General features: G+C 38.6%; 17 protein-coding genes. 6 read left to right on the forward strand and 11 right to left on the reverse strand.

Features of this window, described 5'->3' with window-relative positions:
• The first annotated feature begins 50 nt into the window (after positions 1–50).
• Positions 51–3,869 carry a hypothetical protein gene (locus DIZ80_08375; GenBank protein ID RDH82306.1) on the forward strand — a complete coding sequence of 1,273 codons (3,819 nt, stop codon included), beginning with the start codon at positions 51–53 and terminating at the stop codon, positions 3,867–3,869.
• A gap of 107 nt (positions 3,870–3,976) precedes the next feature.
• Positions 3,977–5,281: an aminotransferase gene (locus tag DIZ80_08380; GenBank protein RDH82307.1), complete on the forward strand. Its 1,305-nt coding sequence runs from the start codon at positions 3,977–3,979 to the stop codon at positions 5,279–5,281.
• A gap of 45 nt (positions 5,282–5,326) precedes the next feature.
• Here the strand turns inward: DIZ80_08380 and msrB are convergent, their stop codons facing one another.
• The 8 genes from msrB to DIZ80_08420 form a co-directional block, all read right to left on the reverse strand.
• A complete protein-coding gene (gene msrB / locus DIZ80_08385; protein ID RDH82308.1) occupies positions 5,327–5,902 on the reverse strand; it encodes a peptide-methionine (R)-S-oxide reductase in 576 nt (191 codons plus the stop codon).
• 215 nt (positions 5,903–6,117) lie between these two features.
• On the reverse strand, positions 6,118–6,324 hold the full coding sequence (locus DIZ80_08390; protein RDH82309.1) for a cold-shock protein: 207 nt from the start codon (positions 6,322–6,324) through the stop codon (positions 6,118–6,120).
• A gap of 245 nt (positions 6,325–6,569) precedes the next feature.
• The gene (locus tag DIZ80_08395; GenBank protein ID RDH82310.1) at positions 6,570–6,845 is read right to left on the reverse strand and encodes a hypothetical protein; all 276 of its coding nucleotides are present in this window, start codon (positions 6,843–6,845) and stop codon (positions 6,570–6,572) included.
• A gap of 145 nt (positions 6,846–6,990) precedes the next feature.
• Positions 6,991–7,203 (reverse strand): hypothetical protein, encoded by a 213-nt coding sequence (locus DIZ80_08400; GenBank protein RDH82311.1) that lies wholly within the window; start codon positions 7,201–7,203, stop codon positions 6,991–6,993.
• Between the two features lie 41 nt (positions 7,204–7,244).
• Positions 7,245–10,379 carry a CusA/CzcA family heavy metal efflux RND transporter gene (locus tag DIZ80_08405; protein ID RDH82312.1) on the reverse strand — a complete coding sequence of 1,045 codons (3,135 nt, stop codon included), beginning with the start codon at positions 10,377–10,379 and terminating at the stop codon, positions 7,245–7,247.
• Position 10,380: 1 nt separating this feature from the next.
• Positions 10,381–11,745 carry an efflux RND transporter periplasmic adaptor subunit gene (locus DIZ80_08410; protein ID RDH82313.1) on the reverse strand — a complete coding sequence of 455 codons (1,365 nt, stop codon included), beginning with the start codon at positions 11,743–11,745 and terminating at the stop codon, positions 10,381–10,383.
• On the reverse strand, positions 11,742–12,998 hold the full coding sequence (locus DIZ80_08415) for a hypothetical protein (protein RDH82314.1): 1,257 nt from the start codon (positions 12,996–12,998) through the stop codon (positions 11,742–11,744). Before DIZ80_08415 ends, DIZ80_08410 begins: the two co-directional genes overlap by 4 nt.
• 93 nt (positions 12,999–13,091) lie before the next feature.
• Positions 13,092–13,478, reverse strand: coding sequence for a hypothetical protein (locus tag DIZ80_08420; GenBank protein ID RDH82315.1), 387 nt, complete (start codon positions 13,476–13,478; stop codon positions 13,092–13,094).
• A 309-nt stretch (positions 13,479–13,787) separates the two neighbouring features.
• Between DIZ80_08420 and DIZ80_08425 the strand changes: the two genes are divergently transcribed.
• Both DIZ80_08425 and DIZ80_08430 read left to right on the forward strand, forming a co-directional pair.
• Positions 13,788–14,507: a Crp/Fnr family transcriptional regulator gene (locus tag DIZ80_08425; GenBank protein RDH82316.1), complete on the forward strand. Its 720-nt coding sequence runs from the start codon at positions 13,788–13,790 to the stop codon at positions 14,505–14,507.
• A gap of 153 nt (positions 14,508–14,660) precedes the next feature.
• Entirely contained in the window at positions 14,661–15,014 is a 354-nt protein-coding gene (locus DIZ80_08430) for a hypothetical protein (protein RDH82317.1), read from the forward strand.
• A 72-nt stretch (positions 15,015–15,086) separates the two neighbouring features.
• Here the strand turns inward: DIZ80_08430 and DIZ80_08435 are convergent, their stop codons facing one another.
• Positions 15,087–15,650: a hypothetical protein gene (locus tag DIZ80_08435; GenBank protein RDH82318.1), complete on the reverse strand. Its 564-nt coding sequence runs from the start codon at positions 15,648–15,650 to the stop codon at positions 15,087–15,089.
• Positions 15,651–15,830: 180 nt separating this feature from the next.
• On the opposite strand from DIZ80_08435, the gene DIZ80_08440 reads away from it, so the two are divergent.
• Positions 15,831–17,201 carry an LOG family protein gene (locus DIZ80_08440; GenBank protein ID RDH82319.1) on the forward strand — a complete coding sequence of 457 codons (1,371 nt, stop codon included), beginning with the start codon at positions 15,831–15,833 and terminating at the stop codon, positions 17,199–17,201.
• A gap of 303 nt (positions 17,202–17,504) precedes the next feature.
• Complete coding sequence (locus DIZ80_08445) at positions 17,505–18,086, forward strand: hypothetical protein (GenBank protein ID RDH82320.1); 582 nt, start codon at positions 17,505–17,507, stop codon at positions 18,084–18,086.
• Here DIZ80_08445 and DIZ80_08450 read toward each other — a convergent pair.
• Both DIZ80_08450 and DIZ80_08455 read right to left on the reverse strand, forming a co-directional pair.
• Positions 18,079–18,972: an NAD(P)-dependent oxidoreductase gene (locus DIZ80_08450; protein ID RDH82321.1), complete on the reverse strand. Its 894-nt coding sequence runs from the start codon at positions 18,970–18,972 to the stop codon at positions 18,079–18,081. The two genes, DIZ80_08445 and DIZ80_08450, sit on opposite strands and share 8 nt — an antisense overlap.
• A gap of 73 nt (positions 18,973–19,045) precedes the next feature.
• On the reverse strand, positions 19,046–19,447 hold the full coding sequence (locus DIZ80_08455) for a hypothetical protein (protein ID RDH82322.1): 402 nt from the start codon (positions 19,445–19,447) through the stop codon (positions 19,046–19,048).
• Between the last annotated feature and the right edge of the window lie 136 nt (positions 19,448–19,583).

Raw genomic sequence — 19,583 nt, forward strand, 5'->3', positions numbered from 1 at the left:
TTGATCTAAACTATACTAATAACCTGCATTACTTTAGGTTATTAGGATAGATGACTGATAAAAACACTTCTGTTGGTGTAACACGCCGAGAGTACAACCAGTATGTAGCAACTGAGTCTATTGAAGACTACGCTTTGCGTTATACACCCGCCAGCCACCGTAAATGGTCTGAATTTATGGTGGCGAATACGGCATTCGGCAATACCTCTTTCCTGGCGCTGGAAGCAATAGGCGCCAGCATTGCCATTAGTTATGGCTTTCAAAATGCCTTCTGGGGAATTCTTTCTGCCTCGATTATTATTTTTCTAATGGGTTTACCCATTTGTTATCAGGCCGCTAAAAATAATATTGATATTGATCTGTTAACCCGAGCTGCAGGTTTTGGGTATTTTGGCTCAACTATCACATCCCTTATCTACGCTACTTTCTGTTTCATTTTCTTTGCACTGGAAGCCGCCATTATGGCTCAGGCAATATACCTTTACACCGGTTTACCTCTGGCTATTGGTTACGCTCTTTGTTCAATCATTATAATTCCCATTGTATTTTATGGTATGAGCGCAATCAGTCGCTTACAGTTTTTAACACAACCAGTCTGGTTCGTATTGATGGTTTTACCCTTTATTGTTGTGCTCAATAAAGAACCAGAATTACTCACTCACTTTTTTGAATTTACCGGAAACATATCTAACAGCTCTGAATTTTCAACTTACTATTTTGGTTTTTCCATGGGCATCTCTCTCGCACTAATAGCGCAGATTGGAGAACAGGTAGATTACCTGCGTTTTATGCCTGATAAAACCAGTAATAACAGAATAAAATGGTGGGCATCCGTTATTCTGGCAGGCCCTGGATGGATCATTATTGGTTTTTTAAAACAGATTGGTGGCATCCTGCTTGCGGCTCTTTTAATTATTGCAGGCGCTTCAGATTTTGAAATAAGAGAACCAATACATATGTATAACACTGCTTACACATATGTATTTGATAATCCGTCTACCGCATTAACCATTAGTTTAATTTTCGTTATCATTTCACAAATTAAAATTAATGTAACCAATGCTTATGCCGGATCATTAGCATGGTCTAATTTCTTCTCACGCATAACTCATGCTCACCCCGGTCGTGTTGTCTGGCTTATATTTAATATATCAATTGCATTATTATTAATGGAAATGGGTGTTTTTGATGTACTCGAAAAAATACTTGGCCTTTACTCAACTATTGCCATTGCCTGGATATCTGCAATAGTTGCCGACCTTGTTATTAATAAACCTCTTGGACTAAGCCCTCCAGTCATTGAGTTTAAACGTGCGCATTTATTCAATATAAACCCGGTAGGCGTATTCAGCACACTCATAGCATCGGTTTCGGCTATTTTATGTTTTGCCGGTTTTTTTGGTTATGAACTTCAGGCATTTTCCTCAATCGTTGCATTAGTTTTAGCTTTTATTTTATCTCCTTTTATTGCCTTTATTACAAAAGGAAAATACTACATCGCAAGAGAGTCACTGATTCTTGACAAGACTAAATTACATAAATGTGGTGTTTGTGGAATTCAGTACCATGCCATAGACATGGCCAGCTGCACGATGTATGACACTAACATATGTTCTCTTTGCTGCTCTCTGGAATCTCGCTGCCACGACGAATGCAAACCAGCAACCGAATTTAAACTCAGTAAAAAAATATCCTCAAGACTAGACGATTTTTTCAGCTCTTATCTACAATCAAATTCTACACATCGAATAATCAGTTTCGCTTTAACATTTATCGGTTTATTAGGCTTAATCGGTTTTATTCTTTTGACCACCTACACTGTAAGAGCAATCGACCTGGATGCAGCTTCATTACAAATCATAAAAAACACATATATTAATTTATTTTATATACTTTCTTTGATTTCATTAGTTGCTGCATGGTTAATAGTGTTAATGCACGAAGATCGTGAGTTTGTTGAAAGCGAATTGAAATATAAAAACCAGGAACTAATTAACAGTAAAACACGTTACCACCAGATTTTTGAAGATAACTCCCTAATCAAAATAATTATCGACCCTGCCTCAGGAAAACTTGTAGAAACTAATAATGCTGCAGTCAAATTTTATGGTTACGATTCTGATACACTTTCAAATCTGCTTATTTTTGACCTCAACACAACCCCCAAAGACCAGGTAAAAACACTTATAAATAAAGTAAAAAACAAAGAGATAAACAGCTTCACGACACAACACAAATTAGCTTCTGGTGAATTACGTGATGTAGAAATATTCCCCTGCCTTATACATACCGATGAAGGTGAATTTATTTACTCTGTAGTCATCGACATTACTAACCGTTTACTCGTTGAGCAAAAATTAATTCAAAGCGAAAACCGTCTTGATCTTGCAATGTCAGTTGCTAATGATGGCATCTGGGACTGGAACATGGAAACCAATGAGGTTTTATTTGACGACCGTTATTACACCATGGCGGGCTATCAGGTCAGGGAGTTCCCTCAAACATTTGAAGAATGGAATAAACGCGTTCATAAATATGATATTGAAAAAGTAATGAATTCAATTCTGCAATACACGTCTGGTGAAATTAATATATTTGATGTTAATTTTAGATTTTTATGTAAAAACAATCATTATATGTGGATACGCGGACGAGGAAAAATAGTTGAAGTTAACTCACAGGGAAAACCATCACGCTTTATAGGCACTCACTCTGATATTTCACAACAAAAAATTGCTGAAGAAGCCTTAACTCAATCAACAAAAATGAAAGCGGTTGGCCAGCTCACAGGTGGCATAGCGCATGACTTCAATAATATTCTGGCTATTATTCTAGGTAACATTGAATTAATGGAAGATGATATCAACTTCACGGATAAACTCAGAAAGAGATTCGACTCTATAACACACGCCACTCAGAGAGCTATTGACTTAACAAAAAATCTACTCACCTACTCACGTATTGAAGAAACCAATACTCAGGTTATCAATATTAATTCGTCGATAAACAAATTACTCAGCCTGATTGATCAATCATTAACCCCTATGATTAAAGTCATTTTTTTACCAGTAAAAGATGCCTGGATGACTGAAATCAACCCATCTGATTTTGAAAACTCATTATTAAACCTTGCCATCAATGCGCGTGATGCAATGCAGGGCGAAGGTATATTAACAATCAGTACTTTCAACACATATATCGAAAACCATAAAGGTTTAAAATCGGGTGATTATATAGAAATTGATATATCAGATACCGGATCAGGCATTAATGAACAGGCGCTTAAACATATCTTCGAGCCGTTCTTTACAACTAAAGAGCAGGGGAAAGGCACAGGACTTGGCCTTTCTATGGTTCACGGCTTTGTTAATCGCTCCAGAGGTTTAATCACAGCTGAATCTGAAATGGGCACAGGCACCACATTTAAATTATATCTACCTAGACATACTGGTAATAAGTTAACTGAGCCCTCCCCCGAGACGGCGTTATCAGAAAATATAACCGGAAAAGAGACATTACTACTTGTCGATGATGAAATTCAACTACTGGAATTAGCAGAAGAATCACTATCTGACTCAGGTTATCAGATACTAACAACAGATAATGCAAAAAGTGCTTTAGAAATTTTAAAGCATAATCCCGATATCAAGCTGTTATTTAGCGATATTGTAATGCCAGATATGAATGGTTACGAACTAGCTGAGCGAGCACACAAACTATATCCACATTTAAAGATATTACTTACTTCAGGTGATACAAGTAAAGTCGTTATAAATAACAGTTATCAACATACACCTGAAGATCTACTAAATAAGCCTTACTCTCAATTAATGTTACATAAATCAATTAGAGATTTACTGGATAGCTAAATCATTAACTATAAAATAGACAAAGTGCTATTTATACCCTTTATTATTAGCTCTAATTGAGATGCAATACTAAAAAATGCTTCAACCAGTCATCCAATCAGTCACTCATGACTCACATTCCATGGTACTATGAGTGGCATTTTTCAATGCAGACAGATTTTTTAAATATGAAATTTAATAAAAGTTTCGACTCCTCGAACACCATCCCCCCTAATGCGATAGAAAATGCTATCTCGCAAATGGAAAACGGCATGCTATATCGATATGGACATATCGATGGTGATAGTGAAGTTTCCAAACTGGAAGCCGCTTTCGGTGAGTACACCGGGCATAAATACGTTGTTGCCGTTAATTCCTGTGGAAGCGCGATGTTTATTGCCCTCAAAGCCATGGGCATTAAACCGGGCGAAGGTGTTTTTACCAATGCTTTTACCTTTACAGCCGTACCTAGCAGTATCGTTCATGCTAATGCTGTACCCGTTTATGTTGAATGCAATGATCAATATGTTATTGATTTAAAAGACTTTAAAAAACAGATTGCTGACAATCCAGACGTTAAATACTTCATTCTTTCTCATATGCGCGGCCACATTGCTGAACTGGACAAGATCAAGGCTCTTTGCGATGAGAACGGCATCAGACTGATAGAAGATTGCGCACATGGCCTTGGCAAACGCTGGAATGCAGAAGACATGGATAAAAGTCATTTTGTAGGCCACCACTGCGAAGTAGCCTGTTACAGCACACAAAGCCATAAAATACTCAATTCAGGTGAAGGTGGCTTTATAGCAACAAACGATGAAAAACTGGCCGCTTACTGCATTCTTGCCGCCGGTTCATATGAAGGCCTGTATAAAAAACACCTGGCTCGCCCTATGGATGACAATCTGTTTGAAAGCATCAAATTTGATGTACCAAACTTTAGCCTGCGTATGAATAACCTGACAGCTTCCATATTACGTCCACAGGTAGAATTAATTGATGAACGCATCGCATCGTATAAGGAAAAATACGAACGCATAATCGACATTCTTTCACCCGTAGAACACATTCATATTCCCGCCCCTGTAGACAACGCTGAAAATGTGGGAGATAGCCTGCAATTTAATCTGATTGATTTTGATGAATCCGACGTGGCAAATTTCATAGATAATGCAGCTGAAAAAGGCGTTATAATTCAAGTATTTGGAAGAAATAACAATGCTCGTGATTTTCGTAACTGGCAATATTCCTTTAAAGATATGCCTGCCTGCGATAAAACGGCAAAACTGATTTCCTTTGCCTGCGATCTACGCTTACCCATGTCTTTCACACTGGAAGATATAGAGATAATAGGCACTATCATTACAGAGGTTATGGCTGAAACCACTGCTGCCATACCTTCATCTAAAATGACAGCTGCTGCAGGTTAACTACTTTTCTGGTTGGAGTCAGTAGTGACTCCAACCAGACTTCTGTTATTTCTCGCTTATTTCAAACAACTCAAGATATTTACCATAACCACTATCAACTAACTGCTCTCGTGGTATAAAACGCATCGCTGCTGAATTCATACAGTATCTCAGACCTGTCGGAGCCGGCCCATCAGTAAACACATGGCCTAAATGCGAATCCGCATATTTGCTTCTGATTTCTACACGTTTATAAAACAATAGAGAGTCTTCCCGCTCTACTATATTCTCCTTCACAAGCGGACGGACAAAGCTAGGCCAACCGGTACCTGATTTATATTTATCTTTAGAAGAAAAAAGAGGTTCCCCACTGGCGATATCAACATAAATTCCGTCCCGTTTTTCATCCCAGTATTCATTATCAAACGGTGTTTCTGTTGATTCATGCTGGGTAACCGAATATTGCAATCGGCTCAGTCGTTTCTTTAACTCATCATCAGATGGCTTATTATATGGCTGCGCGGAAGTAGTGCTATTACTTGCCGCAACAGAATGGGGAGTTTCCTGTATCTTATTGTATTCACTAGCAAAAACAGCTATTGAGGCTGTTACAAATATAGTTAAAAGCAGTATTTTCTTCATTAAAAACATCCTAATATTTAACACTCTTATTACGTCAAATTAAGACTACTAAACTCACTTTTTGTTCATATATTAATACGCTTTCAGGGCTCAAACTCCACTTTTTCGACTATGCAGGCAGCTTTTAACAGACAATAAAAAAGGGTAACCCCGTAGAGTTACCCTTTTCAGCTTCAAGCCCTCAATTAAGAGGGCATGCGAGTGTTTAATTTAAATTAAACAGCTACGATGTTTTCAGCTTGAGGACCTTTCTGGCCTTGAGTTACAGTGAACTCAACTTTTTGACCTTCAGTCAAAGTTTTGAAACCTGAACCCTGAATTGCACTGAAATGTGCAAAAACGTCAGGACCATTTTCCTGCTCGATGAAACCAAAACCTTTAGATTCGTTGAACCATTTAACAGTACCAGTTGTAGTAGACATAATTTTCTATCCTATATTTCTTAAGTAATTAATGCCCATTCGCAATAAAGCTTCAGGGCGGTTGTGCTGGAAGTGTTTACATATGAGAACAGGACGGAGTACTACAGTTGGAACTTCGAAATGTGTTTGTGCATAAGTATTAACGGCACTTTCTAGCTAAGTGAAGTATATACCGCTTTATATCGTAGTCAACGATATTGGCAATTAATATTGACTGATTTACCGCTTATTCAGCAAAAATCGACTTATTTGCTTTCTAATTGTTGAGTTGAGCTGTTTTGACTAAAAAAAGCCTTCATTTTTTCGAATAAAGAAAGTTTTACTGACTTTTTATGAATTGCCGATAACCTGATTTTATGTGATTTTCTGTATTCTATTAATTCTTCCTGACGACGCTCAAAAGATTCATTCGCTCGATGCACCATCTCACTATATTCATCAGACGACATGTCCCCTGATGTGCTATCAACGTTACTGCTTAATAATGGCTTAGTGCTGCCGCCTTTAGGTGAGCTACACATGAAAAACTCCAGTCAGTATCAACGGATAGAACCGTTTAAATATAATTATTAACAAAATAGACCTTAATTATGACTAATAGTTGCACAATAACTAGGTAATAAAAAAATATAATGGCGCGTAATAAAATAAATTAATAGAAGCAGCTTACTCAGGAATTAAAATTGCGTTATAACCTTCTTTATCTATAACCCGCGATATTTCCTCCGCTGAAAGTTCACTTTTAATAAATGCCATTTCCGATTCAAAATCGATTTCAAAAGATTCTACTCCCGACTTTGCCTGTAGTGCTTTTTCAATTTTTAAAACACAACTTTCATCATTTAATCCATTAATTCTAAAATAGTGCTGTTCAGACATGTAAACCTCAAAAACTAATTTATATTATAAATTTTTTAATACTAGAAAAATGTTTTACGTTTCATTAATAAAAAAATTGAAGGCAAAACAACCAGTGTAAGAATGGTTGCACTAACCATGCCTCCCACCATAGGAGCTGCAATTCTTCGCATAACTTCTGAACCTGTTCCACTTCCCAGCATAATGGGTAACAAACCTGCAATAATGGCCGCTACTGTCATCATAATAGGTCGTACACGTAATAATGCTCCTTCAGTGACGGCCGTTCGTAAATCATGTTCCGTAATCTGACGATTTTCTGCTTTCGCTAAATCAATATATTTTTGCAATGCCTGATTTAAATACACCAGCATCACAACACCAATTTCAACCGACACACCGGCCAGTGCAATAAAACCGACACCAACTGCGACTGACAAATTATAACCCAGTAAATATAATAACCAGAAACCACCTATCAAAGCCATGGGTAAAGTTCCCATAATTAATGCAACCTCTGAAATTTTGCGAAAGTTCATATACAGAAGTAATACAATTATTCCCAACGTAATAGGCACAACAGCTGATAATCTTTCTTTAGCCCGCACCATATATTCATATTGCCCTGACCAGGCAATTGAATAACCTGCAGGCAATTTAACCTGTTGTGCAACTACGCGCTGTGCTTCTGCTACATACGAGCCAAGATCTCGCCCTTCAATATCAACAAACGTCCAACCATTAGGTCTTGCATTTTCACTTTTAATCACTGCAGGCCCGTCATCTACTTTTATATCGGCTACTTCACCTAATGTAATTCGCGCACCGGATGGTGTAATCATCGGTAAGTTTTTAAGCATATGAATAGAGTCACGCATATCTCTCGGATAACGTAGATTAATCGGATATCGCTCAAGACCTTCGACAGATTCGGAAACCTTCATCCCTCCTAACGCGGTACTCACCACATCATGTACATCAGCAATGTTTAGCCCAAATCGAGCAGAGGCCAGTCTTTTAACATCAACAGTTACATAACGCCCTCCGGCAACACGTTCTGAATAAGCTGAAGCTGTTCCTGGCACTTGCAATACTGCTTTTTCAATTTCTTTACCAATCTCTTCTATTATTTTTAAATCTGCACCCGCAACTTTTATTCCAACAGGTGTTTTAATTCCAGTTGCAAGCATGTCTATACGGGTTTTTATTGGCATCACCCATGCGTTAGTTAAACCCGGAAATTTAATTAAATTCGTTAGCTCCCGTTTTAGTTTTTCCGTTGTCATTCCTTCACGCCACTGATCACGTGGCTTCAACTGCACAGTTGTTTCTATCATAGTTAAAGGCGCAGGATCAGTGGCCGTTTCAGCACGACCAATTTTCCCAAATACGGATTTAACTTCTGGCACTGTTTTAATTAATTTATCCGTTTGTTGTAATAACTCCTGTGCTTTACCAATTGAAATTCCGGGAAAAGTCGTAGGCATATACATTAAATCACCTTCATCCAGATCCGGCATAAATTCTGATCCTAATTGCGTTGCAGGCCACAAACCAGCAATAACAATTATAAAAGATCCACTCAACACTGTTTTGGGTGAATGTAAAACGAGATTTATGAATGGTTTGTAAGCAGCCATTAAAACACGATTAACTGGATTCTTATTTTCAGGCGTTATGTGACCTCTAATAAAATATCCCATTAAAACGGGCACCAGCGTAATAGACAAACCAGAAGCCACTGCCATCGCAAATGTTTTAGTGTAAGCAAGGGGAGAAAACAGTTTTCCCTCCTGCGCTTCAAGCGTAAATACAGGCATAAAACTTAAGGTAATTATGATCAATGAAAAAAACAATGCGGGTCCAACTTCGGATGCAGATTTTGAAACCAGTTGCCAGCGTCTTGTTTCACTTATTTCATCACCTCCCTGCTTTTCATTTTCAATATGTTTGTGCATGTTTTCAATCATTACAATTGCTGCATCGACCATGGCGCCAATAGCAATTGCAATACCACCCAAAGACATTATATTTGCATTCATACCCTGTGAATGCATGATAATAAAAGCACCTAGAATACCGACAGGCAAAGATAAAATTACTACTAGGGCTGAACGCATATGAAATAAAAATACTGCACACACCAATGCAACAACCAGAAACTCTTCAATCAGTTTTGTATTTAAATTATTTACAGCCCGGTTAATTAATTCAGATCGATTATATGTTTCAACTATTTCTACTCCATCAGGCAGGCCCTTTTCCAGTTCTGCCAGTTTTTTCTTAACGCCTTTGATTGTAGTTAATGCATTTTCTCCAAACCGCATAACAACCACGGCACCGACAACCTCTCCCTCACCGTCGAGTTCAGCAATACCCCGACGCATTTGTGGCCCTTTTCTAACTTCTGCCACATCTTTCAATAAAATAGGTGAGCCATTTTCATTTATTCCCAGCGGGATTTCACGTAAGTCCTGTTGACTGTCGATATAACCTGTAGCTCGAACCATGTATTCAGCTTCAGCCATCTCTATAACAGAACCACCGATTTCCTGATTAGCCCGTTTTATTGCTGATTTTATTTTTGAAATCGGCAGGTTATAAGCTCGTAAACGATTAGGATCGAGCACGACCTGATACTGTTTCACCATCCCCCCGATCGTCGCAACCTCAGAAACTCCCGCAACAGTCTGCAATTCATACTTTAGAAACCAGTCCTGTAATGATCGCAACTGAGAGAGATCATTTTTACCTGTACGATCGACCAGTGCATATTCATATACCCAACCAACACCTGTTGCATCTGGCCCTAAAGTTGGTCTGGCAGATTCAGGCAATTTACTGGTTACCTGATTTAAATATTCAAGCACCCGTGATCTTGCCCAGTATGGATCAGTGCCATCTTCAAATATTACATAAACATATGAATCACCAAAAAAAGAATAGCCCCTGACATTCTCTGCTTTTGGTACAGATAACATAGCTGTGGTTAATGGATAGGTCACCTGATCTTCCACAACTCGTGGAGCCTGACCGGGAAAAGATGTTTTGATAATAACCTGTACATCTGACAAATCAGGAATCGCATCTAATGGTGTGTTTTTAATTGCATAAATTCCCCAACCGGTAATAATTAATGTAATCAGTAGAACCATAAAACGATTATGAATAGACCAGTTTATAATGCCGGTAATCATTTTATTTCTCCATATCCATATCACTCATTCTCAACAGGCTTGCTTTCATACTGGCTTCTGAGTCAATTAAAAACTGTGCCGATATTACTATTTTTTCACCTCCCTCTATTCCTGATTTAATTTCGACTTGATCTCCCGATTCCATACCAGCCACTACTTCACGTTGTTCAAATTTACCATTCCCTTTAGCTACAATTAACCGCTGATTTTTCCCCGTTCTAATCAAAGCTTCACGTGGCACACTTAATACATTATTTTTTGCATTACCATTTATTAAAACACTTGCATACATATTTGGTTTTAAAACCTCATCTGCATTATCAAACTGCAAACGCACTCTAAGCGTTCTATTTTTGACATCTAAACTCGGGTATACATAATCCACTTTTCCATTCCATACCCGACCCGGAACGAATGAAAGCCCAACATCTGCAGCCTGGCCTAACGCCACCCACTGACTCTGACTTTCAAACACTTCGGCAAGCACCCAGACACTGGATAAGTCAGCCAGTGTCATTACGCGGTTTGCAGGTTTCACATACATCCCTTCCCGTACACTTAACATAGATACAATTCCATCCTGAGGCGCATATACTTTAATCACACGAGGAGCCTTACGATTACTGGCTAACCTGATTATCTGCTTATGTCCTACTCCCAGTGAAATTAACTTCTCTTTAGATGCAGAGATTAATCGTTTATTTTTTGATTTAAGTGCCTGCACATATTCTTCCATTGAATTAACCAGCTTAGGAGAATATAAATCAAATAACCGCTGGCCTTTTTTTACCCGATCACCCTCTATTTTTATTGCCATATTTTCTATCCATCCATCAACTCTCAAATGAACATGACTCACTCTTGATTCATCCAGACCAACATAACCAACGGTTTCTATTTTTCGTGACAACTTACCTTCTATCACATCAGCAGTGCGTACTCCCATATTATTCTCTACCGAAGGCGATATTTTTACGACGTTTCCTCTATCTGTTATATCAATATCACCTTCATCATACACAGGCACTAAATCCATACCCATTGGTGACTTTCCCGGTTTATCACGACGATAATTAGCATCCATTGGCGCCACCCAGTAAAGTAGTTTTCTTTCTGCTTTTTCCTGTTTTTGCTCCTGATCAATCAAAACTAGCTTCATTCCACAGATAGGACAGCTACCCTCTTTATCTTTTATAATATTTGTATGCATCGGACACTGATACTTTGGATCCAGGTGTTTAACGCTATGCTCAATAGCCGTTTCAATATCTGTATTTTCAATTCGTTGTTTTGACAAATAACCTACCGATATAAAAACCACCATCGTCAGCATAATCATGCCACTTACTTTTTTATGCTGTTTCATTTTTCGTCTCCCACCAGATACTCAAGATCTGACATGGTTTTATTAAATTGATATTTAAGTTTTAACTCGGCAAGACTGGTATTAAATTCTGTAACCTGAGCTTTAGATAAAGTAATGAAATCGACAACACCACTTTGATAACCACGCATAGCTACTTCAGCATTCTGTTTCGCCTGTGGATTTATTTTTTCACTATACAAGGCAAGACGCTGCTTAAATTTTAATAATCTTACATGCGTTTGCTTTAACTGTTTTAACAACTCTCGCTCAACATCAATCTTCTGGTATCGAGCGCTGTGCATTTCACTTCTGCTTGCTGCCACCTGCCGATCCTGTCGCTGCTCTGTAAAGACAGGCAGGTCTACTGTCACCATTGCTGTTAGAAAATCAGCCCGATCCGAGCCGTCATTATTTTCACCCTGACGATAACCGTATCGAACATCCATCCCCCATTGGACACTATATTTATCCTGAGTTAGTGCAAGCTCACTTTTCCGTTTATTCAGCTTTTCATTTGCCTGTTTAATCAAAGGATGATTTTTTAGCCCTGACTGCAATATTTCTACAGATTGAGTTAAATTAGAGCTTTCTTCCGGTAGGCTTTCATTCACCGTAACCCGCTCAATACCAAGCCATTTAATTAACGACTCCTGAGATACCATCAGTTCACTTTGCATTGTCTGTAACTTATCGTCTAAGAGTGATATATCCAGCTCAGCCTGCACAACACTTTGCTGGTCTGTACGGCCAGAGGCATAAAATGACTGATTAATATCCAGCATCTCTTCAAAAATTTTACGGTTCGACTGAATTATTTTTAATGCCTGCTGGCGATACCAGACTTCATACCAGCTTTTTTTAACATCCCTGACAACCTGACGTTTACGCAACTCAACCTTACCTGCTTCTACCCCGGCATTAGCCTGCATTATGTCTGCGTTATTTTTAAGTTTTTCACCCCGCGGAAACATTTGTTGATAACCCACAACCAGTTGCGTCATCGGCTCCTGATCTAAGTCAAAAGTATCAACCGGCACAGCCTGAGCACCAAACCGTAACGTCGGATCTTCCCAGGTTTGCGATGCATAACTTAACTGATGCCATGCATCCTGTTGTGCTACAAATCCGGACACCAGAGAGTCATTTTTCAATGCCAGTTCCAGAGCCTGATTGAGATCCAGTGACTCTCCAGCATTAACCGTAAAAACAGTTGCAAAAAGCGCTATAACCGATAGTTCTCTTAAGGCCTTCATGCCTTATCCCTCATTAATATATTTAATACGTGTGCGTATGCGAATTAGTTGTGTCTATAGACACAACACATATAGATAAACGAGATGAAAAGCTTAAATCAGAAGAAGAGTTTTAATGAGTAAGGGAGGGGGTGAAACCTGTGCAACATTTAGAAAAAACGTTTTACTATATTGTTTCCTGTTTAACTGGCCTGCATTTTGATCCAGCATTTCAAGCAATACAACAGAGCGATTTGTAAATTCAGGTAGTGAAACTACACCATCAAAAGACTGGTTATTCAGCGCCAAAACACTATCACATACAGCTGGAGGACAATGGCAGCCCTCCATTTCAACCATAGTAGATTGCTGCATTTGCACTTTCATAGCAGCATGAGCCGGTAATTGCATACTCAAATTCAATACAGACAGCACAAACATTGCCAGTACAAGTCTGGCATATCGTTTGATTAAGGCTGGCTGATGTCTTTTATGTAACATATCTAAATTTGAGCTTAATTTCGTGTCTTATAGACAGTATAGCTGTAAATAAATTCATATGAAATTTAAAATCCCTATAAATATCTTTACGTTACCTGATAGATCATATTTCACTAATATTCCTCAATTGCTTCATATGAATGGTTACCTTTTGTTTTAATTCATTATAATAGGGGGAGCCAAAATATATTATGGCTATATATGTGTCTTTTATCACATACAAGGGTTAGAGATCTTCTCTAATATTCAGACAGGCAAGGATATGCCATATTATTTCAAATATACTAATTTTTATCCCCAGGTGGTTGCATGCAGTTATACAATACCCAGACGTCCTTATCGGACGCTACTGAGCTTAGTCGTTTTCAAAAAATCAATTCCACCTATACTGAACTTGCAGATATCAGAAATAAGACATGGATAGACACTATTGATAATGCTCGTCTTCTGGAAGCCGCTCCTGATACGACTTTATTCAGTGGAAATGCCACCTGTAACAATTTCATGTTAATTCTTGAAGGCACTATTAGAATATATCAGACAGCAGAAGATGGAAGAGAAATCACTCTGTACCGTGTCGAAGCAGGTGACCTTTGCATACTCAGCTTAAACAGCCTACTTAAGAACAAATCGTTCAATGCTATTGCAGTTACCGAATCCAATGTTAGAGCACTCGTTATAAGCTCTAACAGTTTCAAAACCATGATGAATGAAATCGAACCTTTTCGTGATTATGTTATTTCAACACTAACAGAAAGACTTTGCGAAACTATCTATCTAATACAGGACACTGCCTTTAATCATTTAAATATGCGCCTTGCCTGTATGTTAGGTAGTCTGTTTGAAAGAAACCAGGGTCCTACTCTGAAAATAACACATCAGGAACTGGCTTTTGAACTTGGCACAACCCGCGAAGTAATTAGCCGGATACTAAAAGAGTTTGAAAGACAGGACTGCGTTAAACTTTCTCGTGGTTATATTGAGTTATCATCAGCAGAGGGACTACAGTGGTTTTCCGAGCCTGCATAAAATTTAAATTATTTTTTCTATTTGTATGTTTTGTTACATACGTGCCATCAAATTTTATCTATATTTAATCCACGATCTTTGAGACAAAAGATAGTATATTGACAGCATAAGGACGTGCTGTATTTTTAATTCCTAAAGTTGTAGAAAACCTAAATGAATACAATCAGCGAATATAACTGGCATGGGCATGATATAAAAATTCAGGCAAACGCAAGTCCTAAATATTTATGGTTGGATTACAGGTTAAATCTACAAATAGATAATAGAAAGATAAATTCCTCCAATAAATGTTCCTTAATTCGCTCACAGACTTCTTTCTTACTAAAGCATAACGGTCGAAATTTAAAAGGAAAGATAATTTCAGCAGGCTTTCCTCTTACCCCTGTTATCTCTCAGTTAACAATTGTAGATGACTCCATTCTGGGTAAGTCAAAAATATTAATTGGTAAAAGAATTTTCACCTACCTTCTATTATTTATAGCGATTCTAAGTTTAAATATGTTATAAATATTTTCGTTACTTCCAGAAATACACTGACATCCTCTTAATAACTATCCATATCATAAATAAAATTAAAAACTAATCGACCAGTGTCATGCCATCCGTATTAGGTGGTGGTGGATCATCATCCTTTTTTATCTGGCCAAGATCACTTCCTACTGGAGACATCCCCATTCCACTGATATCCAGTTCAGGCTCATCAACTTCTTTTATTTCATCCTGCATATCACTTCCCAATGGAGCAATGCCAGCAGACAAATCTGATATATCACCTGCATTAATTCCCAGCGGATCCGTTTGTGGTGCGGCAGGCGCATCAACATTTAAACCTGCAGATGTAGCAACTGTCACCGGTGCAGCTGTAGCCACTTTAACTTCAGGTTCTGCTGGTTTTGTCCGGGCCGCTTCATTTAAGGATTTAATTTCACAAACCGCCCCCGCATTATCAAGTGCCTTGTGATATTTGTTTGCTGTTGCCTGATCAATATTCTTTTTAATGACCATGCGTTTACCTGAAAACAGATGTTCCAGTTTTGTAGCATCGGCCTTAAACATCGTTCCAACTTTAGCTTTTACCTGCTCAAGATCAGCACCGTCTTTGATCTGCCCTGAAAAAGCCACTTCAAATAATTCATCGCTCATCTTTTATTACCTTCACGATTTTTTCCAATAACATAAATTTAACACTATACTTTTAGCATAACCATAATAATTGAGTCTAAGAACTCAGATATAATATCGTTGTTATCACATTTTATTACTCTATACATTACTTATAGAATATTTTGGGACAAATATCCCCCCTGAGTCGATGGAAAAATTATGAGCAAGCACAGTGAATTATCACGCATAACGCCCCATGGACGTATGGCAACCCTATCTCAAATAGAGGTGAATCAGTTAAAAAATGATAGCGAATCCGCAAGTTATGATATTTACCGACGTTGTTCACTGGCCGTATTAAACGTAGGCAGTGAAGTTGATGACACTAAAAAGGTACTTGAAGAGTATTCAGATTTTGATATCCGCGTTATTCAGCAGGAACGAGGAATCAAGCTTGAAGTAGAGAATGCACCCGCCCGTGCATTTGTTGATGGCAACATGATTACCGGTATTCAGGAACATCTGTTTTCTGTATTACGTGACATAGTTTATGCTAGAAATGAACTGGAAACCCGCTCAAAATTTGATCTTACATCACAGCACGGTATCACCAACGCCGTATTTCATATATTACGAAATGCCAATGTTTTAGAGCCAAACAAAGACCCTAATCTTGTGGTTTGCTGGGGCGGTCACTCTATCAAACGAGTTGAATATGACTACACCAAAGAAGTAGGGCACGAACTGGGCTTAAGGGGGCTGGACATTTGTACCGGCTGTGGCCCTGGTGCAATGAAAGGCCCAATGAAAGGCGCAACCATAGGCCATAATAAACAACGTATTTATAATGGTCGTTATATCGGCATGACTGAACCAGGAATCATAGCGGCAGAGTCACCTAATCCGATAGTGAATGAGCTGGTTATTTTACCGGATATAGAAAAACGCCTGGAAAGTTTTGTACGCACAGGACATGGCATTATTATCTTCCCTGGCGGCGCTGGCACCGCTGAGGAAATTCTATACATACTGGGTGTATTATTACACCCTGCAAACAAGGAGCTACCTTTTCCACTTATTTTGACCGGGCCCAAAAGCTCTGAAGAGTACTTTAAAAAGATCCACCACTTTATTGAGAACACTTTAGGTTTTGAAGCGCAGCAACGTTACAAAATTATCATAGATGATCCGGCACTGGTTGCACGCGAAATGAAAAATGGCATGGAGGCCGTGAAAGATTTCAGACGATACAATAGTGACGCTTATTATTATAACTGGATTCTTGAAATAGATAATGAGTTTCAGAACCCGTTTGTTCCCAACCATGAAAATATGTCAAAACTGGAAATTAATACCGATATGGAAACCCATCATCTGGCGGCTAACTTACGCAGGGCATTCTCAGGTATCGTCGCAGGAAACGTGAAAGAGGAAGGCATCAAAGCAATAGAGGAAAATGGTTTATTTGAAATTCGTGGTGATAAAAAGATCATGAAACCACTGGATGACTTACTTGAATCATTTGTACAACAAAATAGAATGAAACTACCCGGTACAAAATATACACCCTGTTACAAAATCATTACCTGATTCTTTTAGGTTCTTCTTATACCCTGTTGTCATACTATCGAGAATTTAACAGAGTCTACTACCTACACTGTCAACTTTTGGTGGCATGGGTTATGGGGACAGAGCGCAAAAAGCAGCGTTCTTTCCCCGCGGGTGATGTTTCATAGCAACGTATACATTCACCAGTAATTTAATCTGATTCATACCCATTTCTGACCATTACACCCAATTACTATACCTTTGATTTAACTAATATTTTTCTAATTTTGAACTATACTTAACGTATAACCATCAATTAGAAACACTCATGGGGAGATGTTTTTTATGTTATCAGGGGAGATCACACCTTTAATTCTAACGCTGGATAAAGCCGGGCGGCCTATTGACTGGATTAACTGGCAGGAGGCGGTAAATCTTTATATGCGTAAGCAGGTTGCGTGGACAGCCAGTGAAACGACTCTTCGTTTGTATGGCGGTACCTGCCAGCAAACAGGCCTGAGATCTTACCTGGATCTCAATACAATTATCGCAATACGCGGTGCACAACCTAAATACAATCATGACATCACTCCCCTGCTAACTAATCGCGCCCTGTTCGAACGCGATCGACATACCTGCCTGTATTGTGGCAATCACTTTAAGCTCTCCCTGTTAACACGAGACCACGTTAAACCCCGTGCGCAAGGGGGGAAAGATGTCTGGAGAAATGTGGTAACAGCTTGCAAGTCATGCAATGTAAGAAAAGCCTGCTTTACACCTGCACAGGCTCATATGCCTTTGTTAGCTCTACCCTATGCACCAAATAAAGCAGAAGCCATGATTCTGGCCAACCGAAAAATATTAACGGACCAGATGGATTTTTTGCGTAATCATGTACCCCATGAAAGACGAAGTGATTTTAATTAATTTGAATTAAATTTTTAAGGCCCGCATCCAGATCTGGATATTTCAAACGGGTTTCAAAATTATCCAATAATTTTTTATTTGAAATTCGTTTCGATTCGGCAAGATAAGATAACATTCCCGATGACAACTCCTGTTGAGCCTGTGACAAACTTATTTCTTCAGGTCGTGGTAGCTTCAATGCATCCGCCACCTTAGTAAAATAATCATTCATTGTAGATGGAGAACCATCACAACAATTATATATTCCCGAACTTACAGTCTTCAGTAAAGCTTCTACACAAAATGCTGAAAGGTCATCTGCATGTATTCGATTGGTAAGTCCCGAATCTTCTGCATTAACAATCGGCTCACCGGAGGTAATACGTTTTACTGGTAGTTTATCGGTGGCATATATTCCCGGCACTCGAAACACAATACATTCCACCTGAGTATCATCACAATATTTTTGCAACCGGGTTTCAGCACTTAATCGTCTGAATGCTCTATCTGCCTGAGGATTGGCTGGATGCAACTCATCTATCCACTCTCCCTTGCAGTTACCATAAACCCCTGTTGTGCTTATCAAAACTATTTTTAATGGTGGTACAGTTAATGATTTCAGTTTTAAAACAAAGTTTTTCATTCTGGTGTCAGTGTCACCTTTTCGCTGAGGTGGAACCAGATAAACCATAATACTATTTTGAAACCCTGATATTGTCTCTTCGTTCAGTCCTAGATCTGAATCACCCAGATCCATTAATATTGTTTGCAAGCCCTGTGAATCACAGTCACTTTTTGAATTTCTGCTATTCACAAAACAACACGGCTCTACATCCATGCTTTTTAAAAGATGTGCAATCTTTTTACCGATGTAACCACAACCAATAATATTTATCTTTTTCAACATAAAGTTATTCTACCCCAAATAAAAAGCCCCGGCTAAACCGGGGCTTTTTTTAAAACTTATTCGTAAGTTTTATTTAGAACTTTTCATCACAATGGCTCACGCGCGCATCATAATACCGCTCACAGGTATATGCATCACCACCTCGAGCATAACACTGGCCACGCTGCTTATAAGAAAACTCGCGACAATGGCCCCAGGTATTACTCAATTGCAACATTTTTTCATTATGCTGCTGCTTTTTCGCTTTTTTAGCTTTCCATGGGTTACTACCCAACTTGGTATGCTCGCCGGGACGTGATGGGCTAAATTTATTTTTAAATTCAGCTGTCATTTTTTTCTTTTCCCACTCTGTCAGATTATGCTGTGATACTGATTTACCACTAAATACACCTCTGTCGGCAGCAACTGCTACATTTATAGGAAGGATGATCGCCAGTGCAATTGCACATATACCTGTAATTCGGCTTCCAGTCATAATTGAACCTGTTTAATAGTTAAAATTGAATTTTTATTTCCGGTTAATACCGAAGAAATATTTTAAATCAGAGAACTCTGATCAACATTAATCATTTGCCATAAACACCGAGTAAACTCGAGGTGCTAAACGGGTT

It is taken from the genome of endosymbiont of Galathealinum brachiosum, assembly GCA_003349885.1.
Classification (GTDB): domain Bacteria; phylum Pseudomonadota; class Gammaproteobacteria; order SZUA-229; family SZUA-229; genus SZUA-229.

Bases quoted from the DNA above. Each gene is read 5' to 3' on its own strand.
- DIZ80_08375 (RDH82306.1), top strand. From the start codon at position 51: ATGACTGATAAAAACACTTCTGTTGGTGTAACACGCCGAGAGTACAAC.
- DIZ80_08380 (RDH82307.1), top strand. From the start codon at position 3,977: ATGACTCACATTCCATGGTACTATGAGTGGCATTTTTCAATGCAGACA.
- msrB (RDH82308.1), bottom strand. From the start codon at position 5,902: ATGAAGAAAATACTGCTTTTAACTATATTTGTAACAGCCTCAATAGCT.
- DIZ80_08390 (RDH82309.1), bottom strand. From the start codon at position 6,324: ATGTCTACTACAACTGGTACTGTTAAATGGTTCAACGAATCTAAAGGT.
- DIZ80_08395 (RDH82310.1), bottom strand. From the start codon at position 6,845: ATGTGTAGCTCACCTAAAGGCGGCAGCACTAAGCCATTATTAAGCAGT.
- DIZ80_08400 (RDH82311.1), bottom strand. From the start codon at position 7,203: ATGTCTGAACAGCACTATTTTAGAATTAATGGATTAAATGATGAAAGT.
- DIZ80_08405 (RDH82312.1), bottom strand. From the start codon at position 10,379: ATGATTACCGGCATTATAAACTGGTCTATTCATAATCGTTTTATGGTT.
- DIZ80_08410 (RDH82313.1), bottom strand. From the start codon at position 11,745: ATGAAACAGCATAAAAAAGTAAGTGGCATGATTATGCTGACGATGGTG.
- DIZ80_08415 (RDH82314.1), bottom strand. From the start codon at position 12,998: ATGAAGGCCTTAAGAGAACTATCGGTTATAGCGCTTTTTGCAACTGTT.
- DIZ80_08420 (RDH82315.1), bottom strand. From the start codon at position 13,478: ATGTTACATAAAAGACATCAGCCAGCCTTAATCAAACGATATGCCAGA.
- DIZ80_08425 (RDH82316.1), top strand. From the start codon at position 13,788: ATGCAGTTATACAATACCCAGACGTCCTTATCGGACGCTACTGAGCTT.
- DIZ80_08430 (RDH82317.1), top strand. From the start codon at position 14,661: ATGAATACAATCAGCGAATATAACTGGCATGGGCATGATATAAAAATT.
- DIZ80_08435 (RDH82318.1), bottom strand. From the start codon at position 15,650: ATGAGCGATGAATTATTTGAAGTGGCTTTTTCAGGGCAGATCAAAGAC.
- DIZ80_08440 (RDH82319.1), top strand. From the start codon at position 15,831: ATGAGCAAGCACAGTGAATTATCACGCATAACGCCCCATGGACGTATG.
- DIZ80_08445 (RDH82320.1), top strand. From the start codon at position 17,505: ATGTTATCAGGGGAGATCACACCTTTAATTCTAACGCTGGATAAAGCC.
- DIZ80_08450 (RDH82321.1), bottom strand. From the start codon at position 18,972: ATGTTGAAAAAGATAAATATTATTGGTTGTGGTTACATCGGTAAAAAG.
- DIZ80_08455 (RDH82322.1), bottom strand. From the start codon at position 19,447: ATGACTGGAAGCCGAATTACAGGTATATGTGCAATTGCACTGGCGATC.